Genomic DNA, 21,065 nt, shown 5'->3' on the forward strand with positions numbered 1-21,065 from the left:
AGCCGCCTACCAGGTCAACCCCTCGTACGTGAGCCCGTCGCGGCGCTCGACGACCCGCCGGCCGTCGATCACGACGTCGCCGCTCATCAGGTCGAACTCCCGGTCGAGGTCGGCGAACTCGGGCCAGTCGGTGACGACGAGCGCCGCCGCCGCGCCCGAGAGCGTCGGCGACGCCGAGGCGAGGTACTCCACGTCCGGGAACCGCTCCCGCATCGCATCGGCCGCCCCCTGGTTCGGATCGTAGGCGATCACCTCCGCGCCACGGTCCTTGAGTCCCTCGATGATCGGGACGGCCCGGGAGTTGCGGATGTCGTCGGTGCCGGGCTTGAAGGCGAGGCCGAGGACGGCCACCCGCTCGCCCGCGACGTCGACGTGGGTATCGAGCAGGTCGAGCATCCGTTCGGGCTGGCGGTCGTTCACGTCGATGGCCGCCTGGAGGAGTTCGGGTTCGTACCCCCGGTCGCGGGCGGCGGCGACGATGGCCGCCACGTCCTTCGGGAAGCAGTTGTGAACGACGAGGCCGTCGGTCGTCACGAACGTGTGGTTGTCCGCGACTTCCAGCGAGTAGACGTCGACCGCGGCCTCCCGAGTCGAGACTCCGCTCACACTCACGGTCGTGTGCCGTCCGCCGTCTGTGTAGCCGGTCGGAGCGATCTGTCGGTCGTAACTCGCGAGTCGCTCCTCGATCCGCTTCCGCTCGGACGGGAGAAACATCCCAGCCAACTCGGCTATCTGTCGTTCCGAGCTCACCCTGAGGAAATGAGCCGGTGTCGTCGATTTCTTGGACTGTGATGTCTTGTAGCTCGGAACGATGCCGAGACTGTGCAGGAGGAACTGCATTCCCTGGATCAACTCCTCGCTAACCGAACCGTAGTCGTAGACGACGGCGTTCGAGTGGTTCGTGTATTCGACGTAACCGTCACCACGAAACAGTCCCGACAGGAGTGCTCGCCGGTTCGCCTCACGCTCCCGATACGCCGGATCCGGGATCCGTGCGGAGTACGAACCCGTCCCACAGCCGAGTCGTTCGAGGAAGTGGGCGAACACGCGACTCGAAACCTCGACGTGGGTTGCCGTCTCCTGTGTGTCCGTCCGGTACCGGATACCGAGTGCATCGAGGTAAGACGCCACATCCGAGACGTACTCCTGCTCGTCGGTCGGATGAAAGCTCAGAAAGACACGTTTCCGAGGGGTCGATCCGTTACCCGACTCGTCGGTGTGGATGTGTCCCTCACTGAGGTAGTAGCCGATGAACCGCCAGAACCGCTCGTCCGCGGGGATGACGGCGGGAACGTACGTCTGCCCGCCGCCGACGGTCGTATACAGGGCGACATCGTTCCGGTCGAAAGGGAGTCGAGCCTCGAATTCGAGGAACACGTCGAGTGGGATGTAGTCGTTCCGGATGAACTCGTGGACCCTGTCGTAGTCGAACCGTCCGTTGTACTCGTCGAGACACTCCCGGACCCGTTCTGCAACCGACTCCGCCTCGAACGACACTTTGAGATACACCGAGTCGTCGTCGAATTCGGTCGCCTCCGCAACGAAGTCGATGAGGTCGAACGATCCGACCGGATCGGCCGGCAAACCCGACTGGACGGGGAGCGCATCACCCTCGTCGATCCTGTGTGCTTGTCGAACGACCGACGAATCGTCGTCGACGACGACCATGGGGTGGTCGTGGGTGACGGTTACCTCCTTGTTCATCCTCGTCTCAATTGTGTGTAGCGTTCCATCGTACCGACGGCGAGTCGCGGCCACGACGGACTTGAACTCCACGTCGCCGTCAGCGTAACTGAGCACGGACACGTCGTCCACCGATCCGTCGGCCACGTACTGGTCGAAGAAGTCGGCCAGCGTGAGGAGCGTCGTTCCATCGTCATCCTTCGCCAGAACACGCTGATCACCCGTAAGACAGCTCCCACCCCAGCCGACGCCGCTCCGCAGGAACCGCTCGCCGATGCGGTCGTCGAGGCCGATGGCGTCGGCCACCTCGTAGGCGTCGACGCCGTACTCCTTGCAGATGTTGCCGAGTTCGTTGATGAGGCTGATCTTGGCCGCGAGGAAGGCGTTGTTGGCGTACTTGATCATCTCGGCCTCGTCGAGCCCGGTGCGAACGACCGGGACCTCGTCGAGCAACGGCGCGTAGACCGCCTCCAGCGTGTCGAGCGCGCGGTCGTCGGTCGTCCCGAAGACGAGCTTGTCCGGGTGTTTGAAGTCGTCGACGGCGCTCCCCTCGCGCAGGAACTCGGGGTTCATCGCGAGGCCGAAGTCGGCCCCGACCCGCAGCCCGGACTCGCGTTCGAGGATCGGCCCGACCACGTCGGCGGTCGTCCCGGGGACGACGGTGCTCTTGACGACGACGGTCGGATACCCCTCGACGTCGGCCAGCACCCCGCCGAGCGCCTCGGCGCCCGCCTCGACGTACGCGGTGTCGATGCTCCCGTCGTCGTTCGTGGGCGTCGGGAGCGCGAGGAAGACGACCTCGACGTCCGCCAGGTCCGCGTAGTCGGTCGTCGCGAACAGCGACGAGCCGGCGTAGCGGTCGAGCAGGTCGTCGAGACCGGGTTCGGAGATGGGCGACTCCCCCTCGTTCAGCCGTCTGACCACCGATTCGTCGACGTCGACGTTGATCACTTCGTGCCCGAAGTCGGCGAGACAGGCCGCGACGGTCGTGCCGACGTACCCGCTCCCGACGATACCGATCTTCATACCCCACCCTGTGCGACGACGGATCAAAGAGGGTTCGGATGCGGCCGATCCGGGCCGATCCCCCGGCGGTGACGAGCCGTCAGCCCGCCGGCGCGTCGACGTCGAACGCATCGAGGGCCGTATCGAGGCGCTCCGGGTCGTCGCTCCCCGGGAGCGGGCGTTCGGCGGTCCGACAGGGGGCGTCGACGGCGAGTCGGTCACAGAGCAGGTCCGCCGTCGCCTCGGCCATCCGCCGGTAGGTCGTGAGCTTCCCGCCGACGACGGTGACGAGGCCCGCCGCGCCCTCGGCCTCGTGATCCAGCAGGGCGAACCCCCGGGAGATGGCGCGGCCGTCGCGCCCCGACTCGTCGGGGGCGTACAGCGGGCGGACGCCCCAGTAGGTACGGACGGTCGGCATCCCGGCCACCGCCGGACACATCGCCGCGCACTCGTCGACGATCCGGTCGACCGCCGCGTCCGACCGCTCGAAGTCGTCCGGGTCGTCGACGGCGACGCTCGTGGTGCCGAGGACGGCGGCCCCGGGCGTTGGCACCACGATGTCGCCGTCGGCAGGCGGTCGACACCGGTTCAACACGGCGTCGACGCCGGGGTTCTCGACGGCGACCATGGCGCCCCGGGTGGGACGCATGGGCACCGAAACACCCGCGAGGGCGGCACACCGCTCGGCCCACGGACCGGCCGCGTTCACGACGGCGTCGGCCTCGACGGTCGTCCCGACCGTTCCGCCGACCGCGACGGCCCGCACGCGGCCGTCGGCGACGCGCATCGACTCGACCGGCGCGTGGGTGTGGATCGTCGCCCCCGCCTCGCGGGCGTCGAGGGCGTTCGCGACGACCAGCCGCGACGGCGAGACGACGGCGTCGGGGACGGCGAGGGCGCGCTCGACGGCCGGGCTCGCCTCGGGAACCCGCGCCCGGAACGCGTCGCCGTCGAGGGTCGTCGTCTCCATGCCGAGGTCGGCACAGGCCGCGCGCTTGCGCTCGAAGTAGTCGGGGTCGTCGCCGTCGAGTTGGAGGAAGTAGCCGCCGGTCTCGCGGAGACAGCCGCTCGCCACCTCGCGGAGGACGCGGTTCTCGGCCAGACAGGCCGCGGCGTCGTCGGGATCGGCCTCGGCGTACCGGGCGCCGCTGTGGAGGACGCCGTGCGAGCGCCCCGTCGTCCCGCCGGCGAGGGCGCCGCGCTCGACGAGAGTCACGTCGACGCCGCGAAGGGCCAGATCCCGCGCGACGCCGACGCCGGTCGCCCCGCCGCCGATCACGAGGACAGTCGTGCGCATACCGTCCCGTGGTCGAGCCCCGCACTTCACGGCGTCGGTGGGGCGCTCCGTGACGCGGTGCTTTTAACGCCCCCGGCCGGAGCGGAGGTATGGTGCCACCGCTCGTACTGGACATCGACGGGACGCTGACCGCGCCGACGGGAGGGATCGATCCGCGGGCCATCGAGACGCTCCGGGAGTGGGACGCGCCCGTCGTCGTCGCGACGGGCAAGGCGTTCCCGTATCCCGTCGCACTCTGTCATTTCGCGAACGTCCCCGAGCGGGTGATCGCCGAGAACGGGGGCGTGGTCTACGCCGACGACGAGGTGACGGTGACCGTCGACGGCGCCGACCGCCCCCGGGCGGCGGCGCGGGCGTTCGTCGACCGGGGCGGCGACTTGGGGTGGGGGGCGGCCGACACCGTCAACCGCTGGCGCGAGACGGAGGTGGCGGTCCATCGCGACGCCGACGCGGCGTTGTTGGGCGCCGTCGCCGAGGAGTTCGACCTCGAAGTGGTCGATACGGGCTACGCCTACCACCTCAAGACGCCGGACGTCGAGAAGGGGGACGGACTCCGGTCGGTCGCCGCGACGCTCGGCCGCGATCCCGCGGACTTCGTCGCGGTGGGCGACAGCGAGAACGACGTCTCCACCTTCGCGGCCGCCGGGCGGTCGTTCGCGGTGGCGAACGCCGACGACCGCGCGCGCGCCGCCGCCGACGAGGTGACCGAGGGATCGCATATGGACGGCACGCTGGAAGCGCTCGCCACGTTCGCGTGACGCCGGGGCGCCGTCGCCTCGGGACGAGCCTCTATGCCGGCGTCCTCTTTACCGTCCTCGGCGCCGTCGCGTGGGCCAGCGGGCGGCCGTTCGTCTTCCCGAGTCTCGGCCCCTCGGCGTTCGTCCTCGCCTTCGAGCGCCGGGGGGACCGGACGGCCACCTACCGGGTCGTCGGGAGTCATCTGATCGGCGGCGTCGCCGGGTTGCTGGCGTACACCCTGTTCGGCGCGGGCGTCACGCTTACGTCGACGCCGCCGGCCCTCTCGACGGCGGGACTCCGCCTCGTCGGCAGCGGCGTCTGCTCCATCGTCCTGACCTCGTGGGGCATGATCGCCACGGATACGAACCACGCCCCCGCGTGTGCGACGACGCTCATCGTCTCGCTCGGTCTGCTGTCGACCCCGCGGCAGGTCGCCATCATCGTCACGAGCGTCGTCGTCCTGGTCGAGGTTCACGGCGTCGTCGTCGGAGGGTTCCGGCGACTGGTCGGGGCGTCCCCGGTCGGCGGGGTCTGATCACTCCCCGGCGTCGACGCTCTCGGCGACCCACGCCGCGAACGGATCGTGGCCGTCGGCGACGCCGATGCGCTCGATACGGGGGACGTCGTGGGGATGCCACTCGGCGACGCGCGCTTCGAGGTCGGCGTACCGGTCGTCGGTCGTCTTCGCCAGCAGTATCGTCTCGTCGTCCGCTTCCACCGACCCTTCCCACCGGTAGACCGAGGAACAGGGGACGAGGTTGACGCAGCCGTCGCGCCAGCGTCCGTGCCGCCTCGGGGGGAGCGGTGACGCACGCCGTGGGCATCCTCGTACTGTTTATTGTACGTCGTTACCGGTGGTTCGCCAAGTCAGGCGAACCACCGGTAAACGGTTACAACAATCCGTATCAGGCGTCCGCGGGGTCCCGCTCCGTCTCGATGGGGACGAACGTGCCGTTGATGTCCCACTCGTGGATGCAGTACACCTCGCCGACGAGCCGCTTACCGTCGTCGTCGACGTCGATGCGCCACGTGCTCGTCGCGTCGTTCCAGACCTCCCGCCGGCCGCAGTCCTCGCACTGGCGGGCGGTCGGTTTCCTGATTGTCACGCCCATGGCGGGAGTAGCGGTCGACGGGGATTTAACGGTACCGTCGGCGCACGGAATTTACGTCGTGCCGACCAATGGTCCCCATGGGCTTTCATACGTTCGACAGCGACCGGGCCGACGCCCTCGAAGACGCCGCGACTAGGTACCGATACTGCTCGCGCGAGGAACTCCACGCGCTCGTCGGCCCGCATTCCGACATGGTGCTCGCCGACATCGGCAGCGGGACCGGCTTCTACACCGACGACCTGGCGCCACACGTCGGGAGGGCTTACGCCGTCGACGTCCAGTCGACCATGCACGACCGCTACCGCGAGAAAGGGGTCCCCGAGAGCGTCGAGTTACTCGAGGCTGACGCCACCGACCTGCCCCTCGCCGACGACGAACTCGACGCCGTCGTCTCGACGATGACCTTCCACGAGTTCGCCGCCCCCGAATCGATGGCGGAGGTGGCCCGCGTCCTCCGACCGGGCGGGCACCTCGTCACCGTCGACTGGGCCCGGAACGGCGCGGGCGAGGCGGGCCCGCCGCGGGACGAAACCTACGCCCTCGGCGACGCCGTCTCCCTCCAGACCGACGCCGGCTTCGCCGTCGAACGCGCGACGACGCGGCCCGAGACGTTCGTCTGTGTCGCCCGCCTCTAAACCACGATACCCTCGGTGTACCGTTCGAGGGCGACCACGAGGGCGGCGCCGACGACGCCGGCGAGCGCGAAGACGAGGAGCGCTCCGGTCGTCCAGCCGCCGGGCGCGAGCGCCTTGCCCGCCTGCACGACCGGGGCGCGCAGGCCGCCGACGACGAGGCTCACGAGGAAGGCGAGCGTCGCGTAGCGGTAGGTGGCGAGCGCCCAGCGGACGGCGTGGGCTACGGATAGCAGGCCGACGACGGCGCCGATACCGAAGGCGACGACGGTCGTACCGGGGGCGATCACCGCCGCGACGCTCCCTCCGACGAGTAGGCCGAGGAGGCCGTCGACGAAGGCCGTCAACCGCCCGACGAGGAACTCGTACTGCCCCAGGATGACGAGGATGAGCGACCCCGAGATGCCGGGCAACACCATCGCGCTGATGGCGACGGCACCCACGGTGACGGTCACCAGTGGCGTGGAGGGGAGCGCCGTACCGGCGCTCCCAGCCGAGATGAAGGCCACGAGGAACCCGGCGAGGGCGGCGGCGACCCGTCCAGGGGTGTCGAGGGCGACTTCGGTGCCGAGGACGACCGCCGAGGCGGCGATCAGTCCGAAGAAGAAGCCGAACGTGAGGACGGGTTCGGAGTCGAGCGCGACGTGGAGCACGCGCGTCACCACGAGGATGGCGGTGGCGATGCCGCCGCCGAGCGCGGCGAGAAAGCGACCGTCGACGGCACGGAAGGCGGCGCGGGCGTCCGCGCGCCGCCCCGGCACCGGGGCGGCGAGGACGGACAGTACGCGCGCCGGCGTGACGGCGGTGATGGCGGCGATGAGGCGCTCGTAGATGCCCGTGATGAGCGCGATGGTGCCACCCGAGACGCCCGGCACGGCGTCGGCCGCGCCCATGCAGATCCCCTTGAGGTAGACGACGACCAGCGAGGGGAGGCGACGGTCCATCGCCCGTCAGGCCCGAACGTCGGCGGTGGGTGCGTGGAGCCGCGACTGGGCGGCGGGCGACGCGTCGTCGGTGCCCCCGCCGTCGTCCGGGCTCTCGGCCCCGTCGGTCGAGCCGTCGACCGAGCCGGCTGGGTCCAGGGATTCGGACTCGTTACCGCCGCCGAGCGAGAGGTTCTGGAACGGGTTGTTCTCCTCGAGGGTCACCTCGCGCTCGCCCTCGATATCGCCGTTGACGCGACCTTCCTCGATCTGAACCTGCGAGCGGAACTGGACGAACGATTCGTTGCGCGTGGCCAGCCCCGTCTCGATGGTGTACGGGCCGGTCGCTCGGACGCTCACGTTCGTGTAGCCGTTCGAGGGGCCGTACTCGTCGTAGCCCGTCGTGGCGTAGGGGAGCGTCATCCGGAGTTCGCCCTCGTCGTTCGTCCGGGTCTCCTGGGTGTAGGTGAACGTCTCGTTGGTCGTCGGCACCCGCATCGGCACCGTCGCGCGGACCGACGTGTTCGGGGGCAGGCCGTCGCTGGTGACCGTCGCCCCGGGTACCTTCTCGAAGGACTTCACCCACGAGGGCTCGTAGACCGTCTGCGACGACGGCGGCACGCCCGTCACGGCGAAGGTTCTCCGCGTTGCCCGTTGGTACTGCGAGGCGCTGGTGGCGTTCGACTCGCTCACCTTCACCAGCCGGTAATGTTCCAGCGCGGGCACCCGCTCGGTCGGGTAGTGGCCCACGCCGCCGATCTGTGACGTGCTGTCGTTGGCGACGTAGGACTCCGCGGCCGACATGTTGGGGAACTGGCGGAGCACGCGTTGCTCCTCCCCCTGTGGCCCGGCGCGGATGGAGATAGTCTCGCCGCTCTGGGTCTGGGCGCGGCGCTCTTCCCAGTCGACGACGATCGGTTGGGGCTCCATGGCGCTCCCGTGGTAGGCGTAGAGCCGAACCATCTGGCTCTCGTAATACCGCTGGTTGCGCAGGTAGAAGAGCCCGCGGAGGTTGCTCGCGTACACCGGGCCGTAGAAGTCGCTCTGGGAGACGTTCCCGGCGTCGTAGAAGACGATCGGGGCGCCGAACTTCGACTGCGGGTTGACCATCTGCCAGTCGACCATCACGTACCGGGTGCCCGCGGCCTCCGTGTCACGCTCGCCCAGGGCGTCCTGGGCGGCCGTCTCGTTGGGGGCGAGCAGGAAGTTCGCGGCGTCGTTGGACCCCTGCTGGAACGGGTTGGCGTTCGGGATCCGTTCGCCACGGACGGTGATCCAGTGGCCGTAGTCCCACCACGACTGGACGCCGTAGGCCCCGGCCGGGTAGTCGTAGTCGCTCGTCAGCGAGTACGTCCCGTAGTAGTCCATCTCGTTGTCCGCACCGCCGAAGGTGCCGGGTGCCGGGGTGTTCGACTCCATCCAGTCGAGCGACCCCTCCCACTCGGTGATCGCACCGGGCCCCGTACTCTGGGCCGACTCCCATGCCGTGCTGCTCTGATCGACGTCGGGGTTCCCCGTGTTGCGGACGTTCATCGGCACGAGCAACACCGGGGTGACGATCAGCATCGCCGCCGCGAGCACCGCGAGCACCTGGTAGCCCTCCAAGTCACGGAGCGCGTCGAACGACGACACGTCAAGGTCGAGATACGCGAGGATCTGCCCGATCAGGTAGGCGTTGGCGATGGCGACGATGGGGGCGAGGTAGTAGTGGAACCGGACCTGCGTGAACGCCGCGCCCGTGATGAAGGCGGCCCACACGACGAAGAAGAGCTGCTCGGCGTCGTAGTTCGACTGGAGGACGGCCCCGAACAGCATCAGCGCCACCAGCGCGACGCCGATCAGTTCCGAGACGACGCCGAGCGCGTCGCCGAGCGCCCGGAACGGTCCGGGGACGAGGAAGATGAGGCCGATCAGCGCGAGCGATCCGGCGGCGTAGGCGACGCGTTCGGTCTCGCCGTCACGCACCAGCGGCTTGGCGACGAGCCAGATGACCGCCGCCACACCGGTGAAGAGGGCGAAGCCGTAGTCGGCCATGATCCGCCCCGTGGCGTCCATGGCGTTCTGCTGGAGGATGTCCGGCGAGAGGTAGGGTTGGGCCTCGGAGATGGTCCGGAGACCCGCGTTGGCGCTGAAGCCGACGAACCTGAGGAGGTTCGTGGTGAGGGTGTCGAACAGCGACGGGAGGGCGACGGAAACGACGCCGGCGGCGACGCCGATCAACGCGACGACCGCGACCGGGTAGAGCGACCGGTCGAGGTCGTTTCGGTCGAACAGCCGCGCGAGGCCGGCCATGAACGCGGCGCCGGCGCCGACGCCGAGCGCGACGACCGGCTGGAGCAAGCCGAAGTTGGTCGGGCTGAACGACCCCTCCTCGAACTGGAGGAGCATCAGGAGGGCGGCGACGACCATCGAGACGACGCCGACGAACGCGACGGGTTCGGGCGAGCCGCCGGTGACGTAGTCGCTGGTGAGCTGGTAGGCCAGATAGACGCCGAAGACCCCGACGATCAGGACGCCCGGCGGCCACACCCACATGTAGAGTGCAACGGCGACGCCCGCGAGGGCGCTCCAAGCGAGTGGCTGACGGAGGGCCTCCAGGTCGCGGTCGAGGACCAGTTCCCAGACGGGCTTCTCGCGGGTGGCGACCGCCAGCGCGATCATCAGGGCCAGTACGGCGATCGTCTGGAAGAGCGGCTCAGCGATGTTGTGGTCGGCGAAGCCGACGAGGCCACGCTGGAGGAACTGTCCGGGGAGGAGCAGGAGGACGACGGCGCCGAAGAGGCCGGCCAGACGGCCGGCCATTCGCTTGCCGACGGCGTAGACGGGGAGGGCGACCAGCGCGCCGAAGACCGCCGGCGCGACGAGCAGCGTCTTCGCGATCAGGTCGCTCGACGGGCTGCCGAGCCCGACGACCAGCGCCGCCGTGGCGATAAGCTGGTCGTAGAGCGTCCCGAACTGCGCGGCGTTCGTCCCGTACGGGAAGTTGGTCCACGGGTCGTACGGCATCGTGAACGGCCAGTGGCGCACGATGTACTCGACCTGGCGGAGGTGATACCAGGCGTCGTTTCCTGAGAAGTACACCCGTCCGTCCCGGACGAAGGAGCTGTACGATTGGAGGCGGATGGCGAGCATCGTCGCCACGACGAGGACGAGCGCGGGGACGTGGTACCACTCGAAAAAGAGGTCTACGACCGACGAGGACCCCTGTCTCTGATCGTCGCTCATTGGCCGAACGGACTGGGATTACGGGCATAAACCTTGTTATCTATCGGTGGCCGGAACGGCTTTCGGCGCCGAATAGCCCTCCCGATCGAGCGTCACGAAGCACCAACGAAAACGCTTATTCGCACTTCGGCGGAACGTCCGGGCGATGCAGGTGTCGGTCGTCGTCTGTACGTACGCGATGGAGCGGTACGACGCGTTCAGCGAGGCCGTCGAGAGCGTCCTCGCTCAGACGCACGAGCCGCTCGAGGTCGTCCTCGTCGTCGACGGCAACGAGGCCGTCTTCGACCGCGTCCGCGAGGACTTCTGTGGGATCGAGAACGTCGTCTGTCACTGCAACGACGAGAACCGCGGCATCTCCTACTCCCGGACGAAAGGCGCGGAGCTCGCTTCGGGCGAGGTGGTGGCGATGATCGACGACGACGCCGTCGCCCGCGAGGACTGGGTCGAGAACCTCGTCGCCGTGTACGAGGACACCGACGCCGTCGCCGTCGGCGGCGACGTACGCCCCGACTGGCAGACCGAGAAACCCGACTTCTTCCCCGCCGAATTCTACTGGCTCGTCGGCTGCGTCGAACCCGGCTTCGCCGCGGACGGCGAGGAGATCCGCAACGGCTACGGCTCGAACATCTCCTTCCGCCGGGACGTCTTCCTGGAGGCCGGCGGCTACGACACCCACACCGGGCGCCGGGGCGACAAACACATCCAGGCCCACGAGGCGCCCGTCTGTATTCGGATCCGGGAGCTGACCGGACGGGGCGTGATCTACACCGAGGACGCCGTGGTGGATCACAAGCTGTTCGACTACCGCGGCGACTTCGGGTGGCTCGTCCGCCGGTCGTTCTGGCAGGGGTACTCGAAGCGCGTGATGGACCTGCTGTACCCCGACGAGGCCGGCGACGAGACCGACTACCTCCGCTTCCTGCTTCTGGATCGGGTGCCGCGGCGGGCGAAAGGCGTCGTGACGAAACCGTCGGTGGCAGCGGTGTTGCAGATCCTGGCGATCGTCGTGTTCACGGGCGCCGTGGGACTGGGCTACCTCTACGCGCTCCTGACGCCCGGGCTGTTGGAGAAAGTGGAGACGGTCGAGGAGTAGGTCGTACCGTCGTCAGCCATATACTCGACGAGCAGGCCCGTGTTCGTATTTCGTCCCCGCTTCACGATGCGTCGTCTCGATCGACGTACATCCCGCAGTATCGATCGACGATTCGTTCGAGACGCCTGTCGTTCCGGTCACGGGCCACTTCGATGGCTTCGCGTGTCTTCGTCACCGTCTCCTCGCTCCACGCGCTCCGGAAGTTTGCGAGGTCGCTCACGCGAGCAAATACACTCCGCCCCGACAAAGCCGTACCGTTTGCTACAGCGACGGCGGCCCGTCCACGTCCGCCCCGGTGTCGGACGGCGACGCCAGTTCCCGGGCGTAGCCGCTCGCCCGCGCCGCCGTCATCGCCGTCGAGAGCGCGCCGAAGGCGAGGCGGTCGTCGAGCGGGAGGTCGACGGGTTCGGTGTCGAGGGGCTCGTGTCGCGGCGGGATCGGCGGCTCGCCGTAGCGGTCGGGGTAGTAGCGCTGGAGCTGGCAGTGACCCCGCCCGACGCGGACGTTCTTGCCGTAGAGCGACCGGAACGAGGACCGGACCGGGTGGTGGACGACGGCGTCGGCGCAGTACCCCATGTCGTAGCCCGCGGCGTCGACGCGGTTGCCGAACTCCATGTCGCCGCCGGATATCAGCCGTGGATCGAACAGGCCCACGTCCGCGAACACCGCGCGGCGGACGAACAGGGCACAGGTCGGCGCGTAGCGGTGGCGGGCGAGATACTGTTCGACCGGGAAGCCGGTGTGGGCGTTGTAGCGGGCGGTGCGGGTGCGTTCGCCGTCGGGGACGGTGAGGTCGACGCGACAGCCCAGATAGTCGAGGTCGTTCTCGTGGAGGTGGGTGAGCGCGCGGTCGAAGTAGTCGTCCGAGACGGTCATGTCGGCGTCGAGGAAGGCGATCACGTCGGCGTCGGTGTTCCTGATTCCCGTGTTGCGGGCGGCGTAGGAGGACTGAATTTCGTTTTCCGAAATGTAACATGCTGTGTTGATTCCGGAAGTGTGGCAGCGGATCGTGGCAGCCGTCTCGTCGGTAGATCCATTATCGACGACGGTGAGGGCCCACTGATCGTTCAGTTGACACTGGGAGAGAGAGTCGATCGTTCTGGCGACACCGGCGGGGTCATTGTACACCGGGACGATGATTGTCGTATCGGTTGTCGATATCACGACTCTGCTAACAATTATTTTCGAGGGCGTCCTGAAGAATCTCTTCAAGTTGATCCACATCAACTCGAATATCAAGTCCGTCCTGTTCGCATTGGAGGTACCGATAATCGTGGCCTAGGTTTTCTGCGAGTCGATCGAACGTTGTCATCGTCTTGTCCCCAAACAGTTCGATTACTATCAGATCGGTTCCGTAGAGAATGTTCGTCAATCCAGCGCCGTGGGGGCCCAAGACGAGCTCGGCGTCGCTGAACAACTCAACCTGTTCTTTCACACTAAGCTCTCCTAAGACGTACGTATCGATGTCATGATAATCAAGGACTCGCTGTACGGCATCACGGTTCGCAATACGCCGGACAGTCGCATCCCCGCGAGAGACGAAAATGCGCTCGCCATGGTCGTCGTTAGATTCGACATTAGCCCTCATTCGGTCACGAATCCAGAAACACTCCCTCGGTATCGGATCGGGGAACGTCGGAACGACCAGTGTCTCGACTTCTATTATACCACTCCCGAGTCCTGCTATCTCTCCCGAGTAAGCTAGTAGTTGGAGGGATTCGTCCATCCATGAGGGGCGTTCCTTCGGAACGAGCAAGGTGGGGTACGTCCCGGTTTCGTCGCCGTATTTTTCGAGTAGTCGAGCCCGCAGAAGACACTCAACCGTCCAGTGGTAGTAATTATTCCACGGAGACACAGCAAGCGTTGCCGTTCCGATCCTTTGATCAGGAGTGACTTCGTCTCGGAGGGCGTTGAGTGTTGGTCGAATCCCATTAGCCGTCATCGACTGGGCTATCGAAACCCCGGTTCGTCTTGGAACAAGAGGAGGCGTTCCAACGGTATCCGCTATCACGGTCCCTTGGTCGGTGAGTCCTGGGCCAATCGGTCCAAGCAATGTTGCATTCGAAAACTCACAGACGAATCTATCGCCGGAGGTGTACTCCTTTGGATGGTCCACTCCTCGAAATCCGGCCGAACCCTTGAATCGTATCGCCTCACGGGATTCATCGAAGATGAAACAATGTTCTTGCTCGTAGATTTCGTCTCGAGTGAGTACGCCAACCTTCTGTTCGAGGAACTGTTTGTACACGATTCGGTAGAGGAATAGATCCTGAATCAGAACGTCACGGCCCTCACTGAGGAATGCTCCCACACCGTCTTTTCGGAGTTTTCGGAGTGATCGAGCGGGGAGTTTGTTGAGATCCATATCGAGTAGACAAAATAATAGAGAGGTTTTAATTGCACTGGATGTCAAGCAGATCTGTTTCAGGTCGTCCTAAATTTCAAAATATACTGTTTGGTGGTCCACGATTCAGGATATATTTTCGGGATGCCAATCGCGTATGTATGGATATATCGATAGAAGATGAAAGGGTCGTTCTCCGAGTAGAGAAATCACGAAGTGGTAGTAGTATAGAACATCATATGGATAATCTATTATACATTTTCGAAATGCCACTGATGCCTCTTTCATCTCACCCATTTCTGCCAGCGCGATACCGCGATTGTACCTCCTTTTGGCTCTGTTCTCGGGTGTTAATTTGTCTCCATGCTTCGAGAGAATAGTTCTCTCGCCCTTTGCGACCAGTTCAGCGTTCATACTCACACTGTCTGTCTGTTTGAAGCGCCGGCAGAGCACCTCGTCAATTCCGAACAAGTCGTACTCTTCAAGAATCTGAAGATAGAAGTCCAGATCGGTAGAGTTAATCACGTCTTCGTCATGAATCCCCACTTCATCTAGGATATCTGCTCTGAACGTGAGGAGAGATAGACCGCCGATTCTGTCGTACATATCTCTTATCAGATCATCGTATGTTATTCTCCCGTCGTAGCCCGGCTGAGAAAGTTTCCTACTATCCACGACATCTTCGTATCCAGTCACGATTCCCGCGAACTTGTCAGAAAGTTCTCCCAGTTTGTTGATCGATTTTTCAAGATGCTGTGGTAGTAGTACGTCATCAGAATCGAGGTAGGAGATATACATTCCTTCGGTCGCCTTGAGTCCTGTATTTCGGGCAACATTTTGGCCCCTATTTTCTTCATGTTCGATATATCGAATTCTGTCGTCGTTGTATCCTTCAATTATTTTCTGAGTGTTATCTTTGGATCCGTCGTCAACAATAACGATCTCGAAGTCATCGATCGTCTGTTCTAATACACTATCAACCGCTCTTGATATCGTGTCTTCTCGATTGTATGTGGGGATTACTACACTTATTTTCGGATTCATTTATAACTGCGTGTGCATGGGAGTTGTTGTCATACTCCACCTCATGATATAACCGATCCGAATCCGTTTCTGGATAGACGGTGTCGTGGTTAACATAATCGTCACGATGGATCAGATCCTGCATCAACGAATACCATCAGGTTTTCATACACCCAGGTGGATCGGTCAACTTCGATCATATCTCGCAGGTTCTCTACAGCATCCGGATCATATTCAAAACCTCTTGATTCGAATTTTTTGTACCAGTATTCACGGGGCTGCTCATTCACGTGATGAGTACCCCCTTGCCCCGGTGTAGCAGCAGTCATAACAATAGTCTTGCCAGCATCAGCAAGAGTGTCAACAAGAGTGTCCGCATACCGCTCCGGAAGGTGCTCAGCTAACTCAAAACAAAGAACTAAATCATATTCTTTTTCCGTATCATATCGATCACGTAAGTCATGCTGTTCTAGGTATTCTTCCGGAACTACTGCATGATCGAATGCGTCTGAATTACCCTCGATCCCTTTTATGTTAATTCCGTTCTCATAGAATAGTTCAAGATGCGCGCCGATTGCACACCCAAAATCAATCACGCAGTCGGGGGCAAAATATTGTCTGATTGCTCTCGAAATATTCTCTGCGTCCGTTCTCCAAGGATCCTTTTTTCTTTTTGAGTAATAATTTTCACTATATATGAAATTAGGTCCGATAACTCGTAGTGAATCGAGACTTCCTAATAGAAAATTGATAGCCGTTCTATACATCTGATAAACTGGCCGTAAAAAAAAGAGAATGGGTTCGGGGAATTTCTCTGAAACCCACTTTTTCACGTCCATCACGTTGTGATATATACGAGGAGAATTATATCTTTCGGAAAGTGATAAATGAAAATGGCACACAAGCAACAATAGTAGTGTGAATTTGTGCGCACGTCATCAATATGTATGTTCGTGTCTGGTTTAATAGCCGAATCAGTTATCAAATATGTATCGCGGCTTTGCGAAATCAAATAGTCACCCTTCTAAGGAGCGAGACGATTAGTTGACTCCGATAGTATCAACAAAATTAAACATATTTATCATGATCGGCGAACGAGAGAGTCGTACCAGTCTCGATTTTCATGGTACCAGTCCACGAATCGTTGTGCGCCCTCCCTGATTGGTACACTCGGTTCGTAGTCAAGCAGCTTCTTAGCCTTCGTTATATCTGCATGGGTGTGTTCCACGGTAGCGTTGCGATAAGGAACGAGGCGGTCAAAGATTTGAGTGATCTATGCTCTCGTCCGACCGCCTCAGCGGCGATAGCGACCGCTTCGAGTTAGAATTTCTGGAGCGAGAGGCGACACCCGAGCCGGTGATGAAGCTCGGTATTCGACTCCATTTGGCTGGACTATCACTTTCGGATACCGTCTCAGTTCTTGATATATTGGGTGTCGATCGTCATCGAAGCACCGTGCATCGGTGGGTACAGAAGGCCGATTTACAGCTGACAGACGGTGCTGACCCGAATCACCTTGCGGTTGACGAAACCGTGATTCAACTGAATGATGAGCGATACTGGCTGTACGCTGCTATCGATCCCGATACCAACCGCCTGCTTCATATTCGGCTCTATCCGACGAGAACCACCGCGATCACCTTGATGTTTCTCTCAGAATTACGCGAGAAACATCAGGTCGACGACGCAGTCTTTCTCGTCGACGGTGCACCGTGGTTGCAGGCAGCCTGCCACCGACACGGGCTACGATTCCAGCATATTACACATGGGAATCGGAATGCCGTTGAAGATATATTTCGTGAGGTAAAACAACGAACTAACCAGTTCTCGTATATGTTCAGTCACGTCGAACCGAGTACCGCTGAAAATCGGTTACAAGCGTTTGCTTTCGCATGGAACCAGCTTATCTAGACACTACCCCCGTCACGAGTATCTCCATTATTGAACTCGAAATACCCATCGCTGAAAAATCCCCCGAAACGTCCGGGACGACGCTTAATATTTATTTAAACCCTTTCCCGAGTATACGAAAATAGCTGAGCAATAATATTGTCTCACCGTCTAGGTTGTGATTCCAATCTACGACGATCCTCAGGATATCCAAACAACGAGTATCGAGTACTCAGTTATGAAAATGTAGAATCTACTTGTAGCCAAGAGATCGGAGCCGTCTGTCAACAATATCTTCATTCACAGATTCATCTTCTACCGGTGGCTCTATTCGCACTTCTTTTCTATGTTCATAACTAAACTCCATATAGGGAACAACACAGAGTTCCTCGGTCCGAATATTCCCTGGATGCTCCCACTGTCGAGGTCCGAATGGATACAATCTCTCACCCAATAGTTCTCCGTGATCAGAGGTAAGGGCTGTTTTCCCCGGCAAGGACTTCTCGAGGAGTTGGCACTCCTCAATAACACACTCTAATGTTTCCCGATATGCTGTGCGAACTTCATCTCGTTCAATTCCCTCTTTTAAAATATCCCGATAGGACGCAGTCTTGATTTCTTTCGAATCCATGTTGGTGTATTCGCGTCCAGGATCCAATCCGCCGATCGTTTTTCCCGTACGACGCCGTATAGATTCTGCAGTGCTACCTAAAAATGGCGCATGAGGTTGTAAGAAATGGATCAATAACCGCTTATTCGGATAATTATTCGCTGCTTCAACGGCTGCTTGGCGTACTTTATCTGGCTTAATAGTCTGTGTCTCCTTATCCCATTCCTCAAGTAGCGAGATTGTATCGTAGAACACATTGCAATAATCCTCAAATTCAAATTGGAATTTGAGCGTTTGGGGATTAGCTGTCACATAAACAATGTCATGATAAGGTGGATTTTCAAACGTTGAGCGGAGAAAATCAGGTGTGCGTGATTCTAATGTCACTCGTTTCTCAATAGAGCCGGCATCATAAGGAGAGACCCGACAAAACTCATCGTATCTACAAGCATCAAGTAATAAAAGATTATCCCAATCCTTTGCAAGAATCGAGGTGCCTCGCCCATATTGTAGATTCCAAATAAGATTGCGAAAAACATGCGCTGGAGTCAGCGATTTCCTTGCCAAATATAAAAGAGATCGTTGGGAAAGTTCTAGCAGTCCTTTTTCTTGAAGAATAGACATGCCTTGATGTACAGTTTCTTTCATAGTGGTAGAGTTTCTTCTGATACGTTATTCATCTTTCGTACTGGCGTGTGGATGGCTCAAGTTCCAACCTTTATTTGTCATATATTTAATATTACTGACGATGGCGACGTTTCTTGAACCAAAGATACGTCTTGCTGGAGGTGACAATTGGGCGTAGACCTCGTCATTGATCTCGAACGTGTTGAGTGATCGATAGGAAAGGTCATCAAGGCGTAACCACCGACAGCGCTACAGATACCCCAGTTGTTCCAGCCGCTCTTCCACCGACACAGTCTCGTCATCCGTACTGGGCGCCGACGCCGTCGGTTCGCACGTCCCCTCGTCGGTCGCCGTCGTCTCGACCCACGGCACGTTCCGCATACACGGGAGCGGACAGCCGATGACGTGCCGGTAGAAGCCGAATTCGCCGAACGCCTCGCCGTGGTCGGCGGTGATCGCCACCGTCTCCGCGTCGACGTTCTCCAGGAGCACCGCCACGTCGTCCAGCACGAACCGGAGGGTGTCGAGGTAGGCCTCCCACACCTCTTCACGGGAGGCGGTCCCCGACTTGAGCGCGTCGAACGGTCGCCACAGCTCCTCGCCGGCCAGCGGGTACGGATCGTGCGGATACAGGTAGTGGACGATCAGCCGGTCCGAATCGACGGAGCGCGCGACGTCGATGGTTCGTTCCGTCGTGTGTCGCGGATGGCGTCGCGTCCGGTCGTCCTCGCCGACCATCCACTCGTCGCCGACGTCGGCCCGCCACAGTTCCTCCAGGTAGCCGAAGTCCTCGGGGTCGACCACATCGTACGCCGAGGGGCCGAACGGGATGGCAGCCGAGCCAGTCTCGCCGCCCTCGCCGAACACGCGGTCGGTGTACCCGTTGCCGGTGACGAGGGCGGTCCGTCGGACCTCGTCCAGATAGTCCTTCGTGAAGGTGTGGTTGAGCCACTCGAAGGAGGTACTCCCGACGGACCGCATCGACTCGACCTCGGTGATGAACTCGTACTCGTCGGCGACCTCGCGGAGTGCGTCGACCCGACACGCATCGAGGATTATCAGCAGGTCCCAGTCGCGCTCGTAGACGTTCGTCCCGTAGGGGACGTGCTGGGTGATGCTGAGCAACGCGGCGACGTAGACGTAGTACAGCGGTCGGGCGAGGCGTGCCGGGAGCGATCGGTCCCCGGATCGAAGGGTCGAGAGGCTCTCGGAGAGCCAGTCGGTGAAACTAATCATATGGAGGCCGTGCGTCGTTCAAAACGCAGTCGGCGTATTATATTTCTCGTTTCCACCGGTTCACGGGCGCCGGCTGGATATCTTCCACCGAGGTACAGCACGCCAGTCGTGGTGCTCGCCATCGATGATGGCCGTCTCGAAGTGGAGACGGCCGACAGCCTCAGCCGAAATACTCGACGGGCAGGTTCTCCCGAACGGTCGTCCGGAACGTCGGGGAGAGGCCGGACAGTACCGTGAAGTACGCCCCGGCACCCAGACCGACAAGCAGGAGCACTAGGGCGAAGTTGTGTCCGAGAAGACGGTAGCTCTCTTCGACCCGCAGACCGCCGTAGGCGACGGCACCACAGACGCCAGCGGCGAGGACCTGCTTGCCCACCATCGCGTAGGGCAGGTCGAAGTCGACCAACTTGGCGGTGTACCGGTACGCCACCACGGCACCGATCCCGGCCGAGAGGGCGGTGGCGACGGCGGCGCCGAGCCACCCGTAGAAGTACACTAGCGCCAGGTTCAGCGTCGCGTTCGAGCCGATGAAGACGAGATTGACGTTGAACGTCAGATCGGGTCGATCGATGGCACCGAGGGTCGTGATCAGTTGCTTCTGGTAGGATCGGAGTAGCGCCGCGACGACGAGGGTCGTCAGCACCGTTCCACCGACAGTGAACTCCCGCCCGTAGATGCGGAGGATGCGCGGGCCGAGGATGGCAGCGCCGACGAGACCGGGAACGAGTATCAGGCCGGCGTAGCGAAGTGCGTCCTCTAGAATCGGTGCGGCCGCCTGGTTCTCGGCGTCGGCGGTGGCACTGCTGATCTCGGGGAAGGTCGCGTTGCTGATCGCGGTGTCGAACGTCAGCAGGAAGGTGGTGATCGTCCAAGCGACGGAGTAGACGCCGATGAGATCCGAGGAGACGAACAGGCCGAGGACGGTGACATCGACCCAGCCGAACGCCCGACGTTCGACGGAGCCGAGCCACGCGAACTTGGCGTACTCGAAGAGTTCGACGAAGTGACGACGGGACGGGAGGCTGATCGACGGCCCAGCGAGCCAGATACCGACCACCCCGATGAGCGCGTAGCTGAGCGCCTGGCCGGCGAGCATCCCGATCAGTTCGAATCCCAGCACGACCAAGCCGATCTGGGTGACGCTCCGGAGGATCATCCGGACCGGCGATAGCAGTCCTTGGACGTGAACGAGGTGACTGCCCGTGAGCGCCGCCCCGCTCATGGCGTTCAGCAGCGTCGCAAAGAGGATGAGGAGGACGAAGCCGACCACCGGTCGACCGATGTACGCCTCGAGCGGTCCCCGAAACGCGTACACCAGCGCCGACATGGCGACGAACGTGATCAGCAGCGACAGCGTACCGGCGGTGAAGAACTCGTCCGAATCCTCGCCTTCGCTCATCCGCTTTTGCACGGCGGTGGTGATGCCGACCTTCCCCACGATGCCGACCCACGCCACAACCGCGAGTACCAGCGAGTACGTGCCGAGGACGCCCGCCCCGAGGAGTCGCGCGAAGTAGAGGGTCGCTACAAAGCCGGCGACGGAGCCGGCGACCTTCGACCCGAAGACGATCAGCGAGGTCTGACCGATCCTCATGGGCAGCGCTCCCGGTGGGCGAACGGTAGCGTG

At 62.2% G+C, this 21,065-nt stretch carries 19 protein-coding genes; 5 read left to right on the top strand and 14 right to left on the bottom strand.

The features are described 5' to 3' along the window. Nucleotides 1-6: 6 nt before the first annotated feature. Both NO364_RS09880 and NO364_RS09885 read right to left on the bottom strand, forming a co-directional pair. Nucleotides 7-2,820 carry a nucleotide sugar dehydrogenase gene (locus NO364_RS09880; RefSeq protein ID WP_343217992.1) on the bottom strand — a complete coding sequence of 938 codons (2,814 nt, stop codon included), beginning with the start codon at nt 2,818-2,820 and terminating at the stop codon, nt 7-9. Then, the gene (locus NO364_RS09885; protein WP_257627408.1) at nt 2,789-3,985 is read right to left on the bottom strand and encodes an FAD-dependent oxidoreductase; all 1,197 of its coding nucleotides are present in this window, start codon (nt 3,983-3,985) and stop codon (nt 2,789-2,791) included. Before NO364_RS09885 ends, NO364_RS09880 begins: the two co-directional genes overlap by 32 nt. Nucleotides 3,986-4,074: 89 nt before the next feature. On the opposite strand from NO364_RS09885, the gene NO364_RS09890 reads away from it, so the two are divergent. Together NO364_RS09890 and NO364_RS09895 are read left to right on the top strand one after the other, a co-directional pair. Beyond that, a complete protein-coding gene (locus NO364_RS09890) occupies nt 4,075-4,743 on the top strand; it encodes a phosphoglycolate phosphatase (RefSeq protein WP_157690948.1) in 669 nt (222 codons plus the stop codon). After that, the gene (locus tag NO364_RS09895) at nt 4,740-5,258 is read left to right on the top strand and encodes an HPP family protein (RefSeq protein WP_257627409.1); all 519 of its coding nucleotides are present in this window, start codon (nt 4,740-4,742) and stop codon (nt 5,256-5,258) included. Before NO364_RS09890 ends, NO364_RS09895 begins: the two co-directional genes overlap by 4 nt. On the opposite strand, the gene cutA is transcribed toward NO364_RS09895, so the two are convergent. Together cutA and NO364_RS09905 are read right to left on the bottom strand one after the other, a co-directional pair. Then, on the bottom strand, nt 5,259-5,441 hold the full coding sequence (gene cutA / locus NO364_RS09900) for a divalent-cation tolerance protein CutA (RefSeq protein WP_257627410.1): 183 nt from the start codon (nt 5,439-5,441) through the stop codon (nt 5,259-5,261). Between the two features lie 187 nt (nt 5,442-5,628). Further along, the gene (locus NO364_RS09905; protein WP_157690946.1) at nt 5,629-5,835 is read right to left on the bottom strand and encodes an HEWD family protein; all 207 of its coding nucleotides are present in this window, start codon (nt 5,833-5,835) and stop codon (nt 5,629-5,631) included. A 77-nt stretch (nt 5,836-5,912) separates the two neighbouring features. On the opposite strand from NO364_RS09905, the gene NO364_RS09910 reads away from it, so the two are divergent. After that, nucleotides 5,913-6,470: a class I SAM-dependent methyltransferase gene (locus NO364_RS09910; RefSeq protein WP_257627411.1), complete on the top strand. Its 558-nt coding sequence runs from the start codon at nt 5,913-5,915 to the stop codon at nt 6,468-6,470. On the opposite strand, the gene NO364_RS09915 is transcribed toward NO364_RS09910, so the two are convergent. Both NO364_RS09915 and NO364_RS09920 read right to left on the bottom strand, forming a co-directional pair. After that, on the bottom strand, nt 6,467-7,411 hold the full coding sequence (locus tag NO364_RS09915; RefSeq protein WP_257627412.1) for a DUF368 domain-containing protein: 945 nt from the start codon (nt 7,409-7,411) through the stop codon (nt 6,467-6,469). The genes NO364_RS09910 and NO364_RS09915 overlap by 4 nt on opposite strands. Nucleotides 7,412-7,417: 6 nt before the next feature. Continuing rightward, nucleotides 7,418-10,615: an oligosaccharyl transferase, archaeosortase A system-associated gene (locus NO364_RS09920; RefSeq protein WP_257627413.1), complete on the bottom strand. Its 3,198-nt coding sequence runs from the start codon at nt 10,613-10,615 to the stop codon at nt 7,418-7,420. A gap of 145 nt (nt 10,616-10,760) precedes the next feature. Between NO364_RS09920 and aglG the strand changes: the two genes are divergently transcribed. Then, complete coding sequence (gene aglG, locus NO364_RS09925) at nt 10,761-11,708, top strand: glucosyl-dolichyl phosphate glucuronosyltransferase (RefSeq protein ID WP_257627414.1); 948 nt, start codon at nt 10,761-10,763, stop codon at nt 11,706-11,708. Between the two features lie 61 nt (nt 11,709-11,769). On the opposite strand, the gene NO364_RS09930 is transcribed toward aglG, so the two are convergent. The 5 genes from NO364_RS09930 to NO364_RS09950 all read right to left on the bottom strand — a co-directional run bounded on the left by NO364_RS09930 (nt 11,770) and on the right by NO364_RS09950 (nt 15,914). Continuing rightward, nucleotides 11,770-11,928: a hypothetical protein gene (locus NO364_RS09930; RefSeq protein WP_257627415.1), complete on the bottom strand. Its 159-nt coding sequence runs from the start codon at nt 11,926-11,928 to the stop codon at nt 11,770-11,772. 41 nt (nt 11,929-11,969) lie between these two features. Further along, nucleotides 11,970-12,932, bottom strand: coding sequence for a glycosyltransferase family 2 protein (locus NO364_RS09935; protein ID WP_257627416.1), 963 nt, complete (start codon nt 12,930-12,932; stop codon nt 11,970-11,972). Further along, complete coding sequence (locus NO364_RS09940; protein WP_257627417.1) at nt 12,880-14,073, bottom strand: glycosyltransferase family 61 protein; 1,194 nt, start codon at nt 14,071-14,073, stop codon at nt 12,880-12,882. The genes NO364_RS09935 and NO364_RS09940 overlap by 53 nt, the downstream gene beginning before the upstream one ends. Before the next feature lie 105 nt (nt 14,074-14,178). Further along, nucleotides 14,179-15,096, bottom strand: coding sequence for a glycosyltransferase family 2 protein (locus NO364_RS09945; protein ID WP_257627418.1), 918 nt, complete (start codon nt 15,094-15,096; stop codon nt 14,179-14,181). Nucleotides 15,097-15,197: 101 nt separating this feature from the next. Beyond that, nucleotides 15,198-15,914, bottom strand: coding sequence for a class I SAM-dependent methyltransferase (locus tag NO364_RS09950; RefSeq protein ID WP_257627419.1), 717 nt, complete (start codon nt 15,912-15,914; stop codon nt 15,198-15,200). 436 nt (nt 15,915-16,350) lie between these two features. On the opposite strand from NO364_RS09950, the gene NO364_RS09955 reads away from it, so the two are divergent. After that, a complete protein-coding gene (locus NO364_RS09955; RefSeq protein ID WP_257627420.1) occupies nt 16,351-16,986 on the top strand; it encodes an IS6 family transposase in 636 nt (211 codons plus the stop codon). Nucleotides 16,987-17,218: 232 nt separating this feature from the next. Here NO364_RS09955 and NO364_RS09960 read toward each other — a convergent pair whose 3' ends face one another. The 3 genes from NO364_RS09960 to NO364_RS09970 all read right to left on the bottom strand — a co-directional run bounded on the left by NO364_RS09960 (nt 17,219) and on the right by NO364_RS09970 (nt 21,032). After that, entirely contained in the window at nt 17,219-18,223 is a 1,005-nt protein-coding gene (locus tag NO364_RS09960) for a hypothetical protein (protein ID WP_257627421.1), read from the bottom strand. Between the two features lie 228 nt (nt 18,224-18,451). Beyond that, complete coding sequence (locus tag NO364_RS09965; RefSeq protein WP_257627422.1) at nt 18,452-19,438, bottom strand: alkaline phosphatase family protein; 987 nt, start codon at nt 19,436-19,438, stop codon at nt 18,452-18,454. A 160-nt stretch (nt 19,439-19,598) separates the two neighbouring features. Then, nucleotides 19,599-21,032, bottom strand: coding sequence for an oligosaccharide flippase family protein (locus tag NO364_RS09970; RefSeq protein ID WP_257627423.1), 1,434 nt, complete (start codon nt 21,030-21,032; stop codon nt 19,599-19,601). Nucleotides 21,033-21,065: the final 33 nt, after the last annotated feature.

The sequence above is a fragment of the Haloplanus salinarum genome, from assembly GCF_024498175.1.
GTDB classification, from domain to species: Archaea; Halobacteriota; Halobacteria; order Halobacteriales; family Haloferacaceae; genus Haloplanus; species Haloplanus salinarum.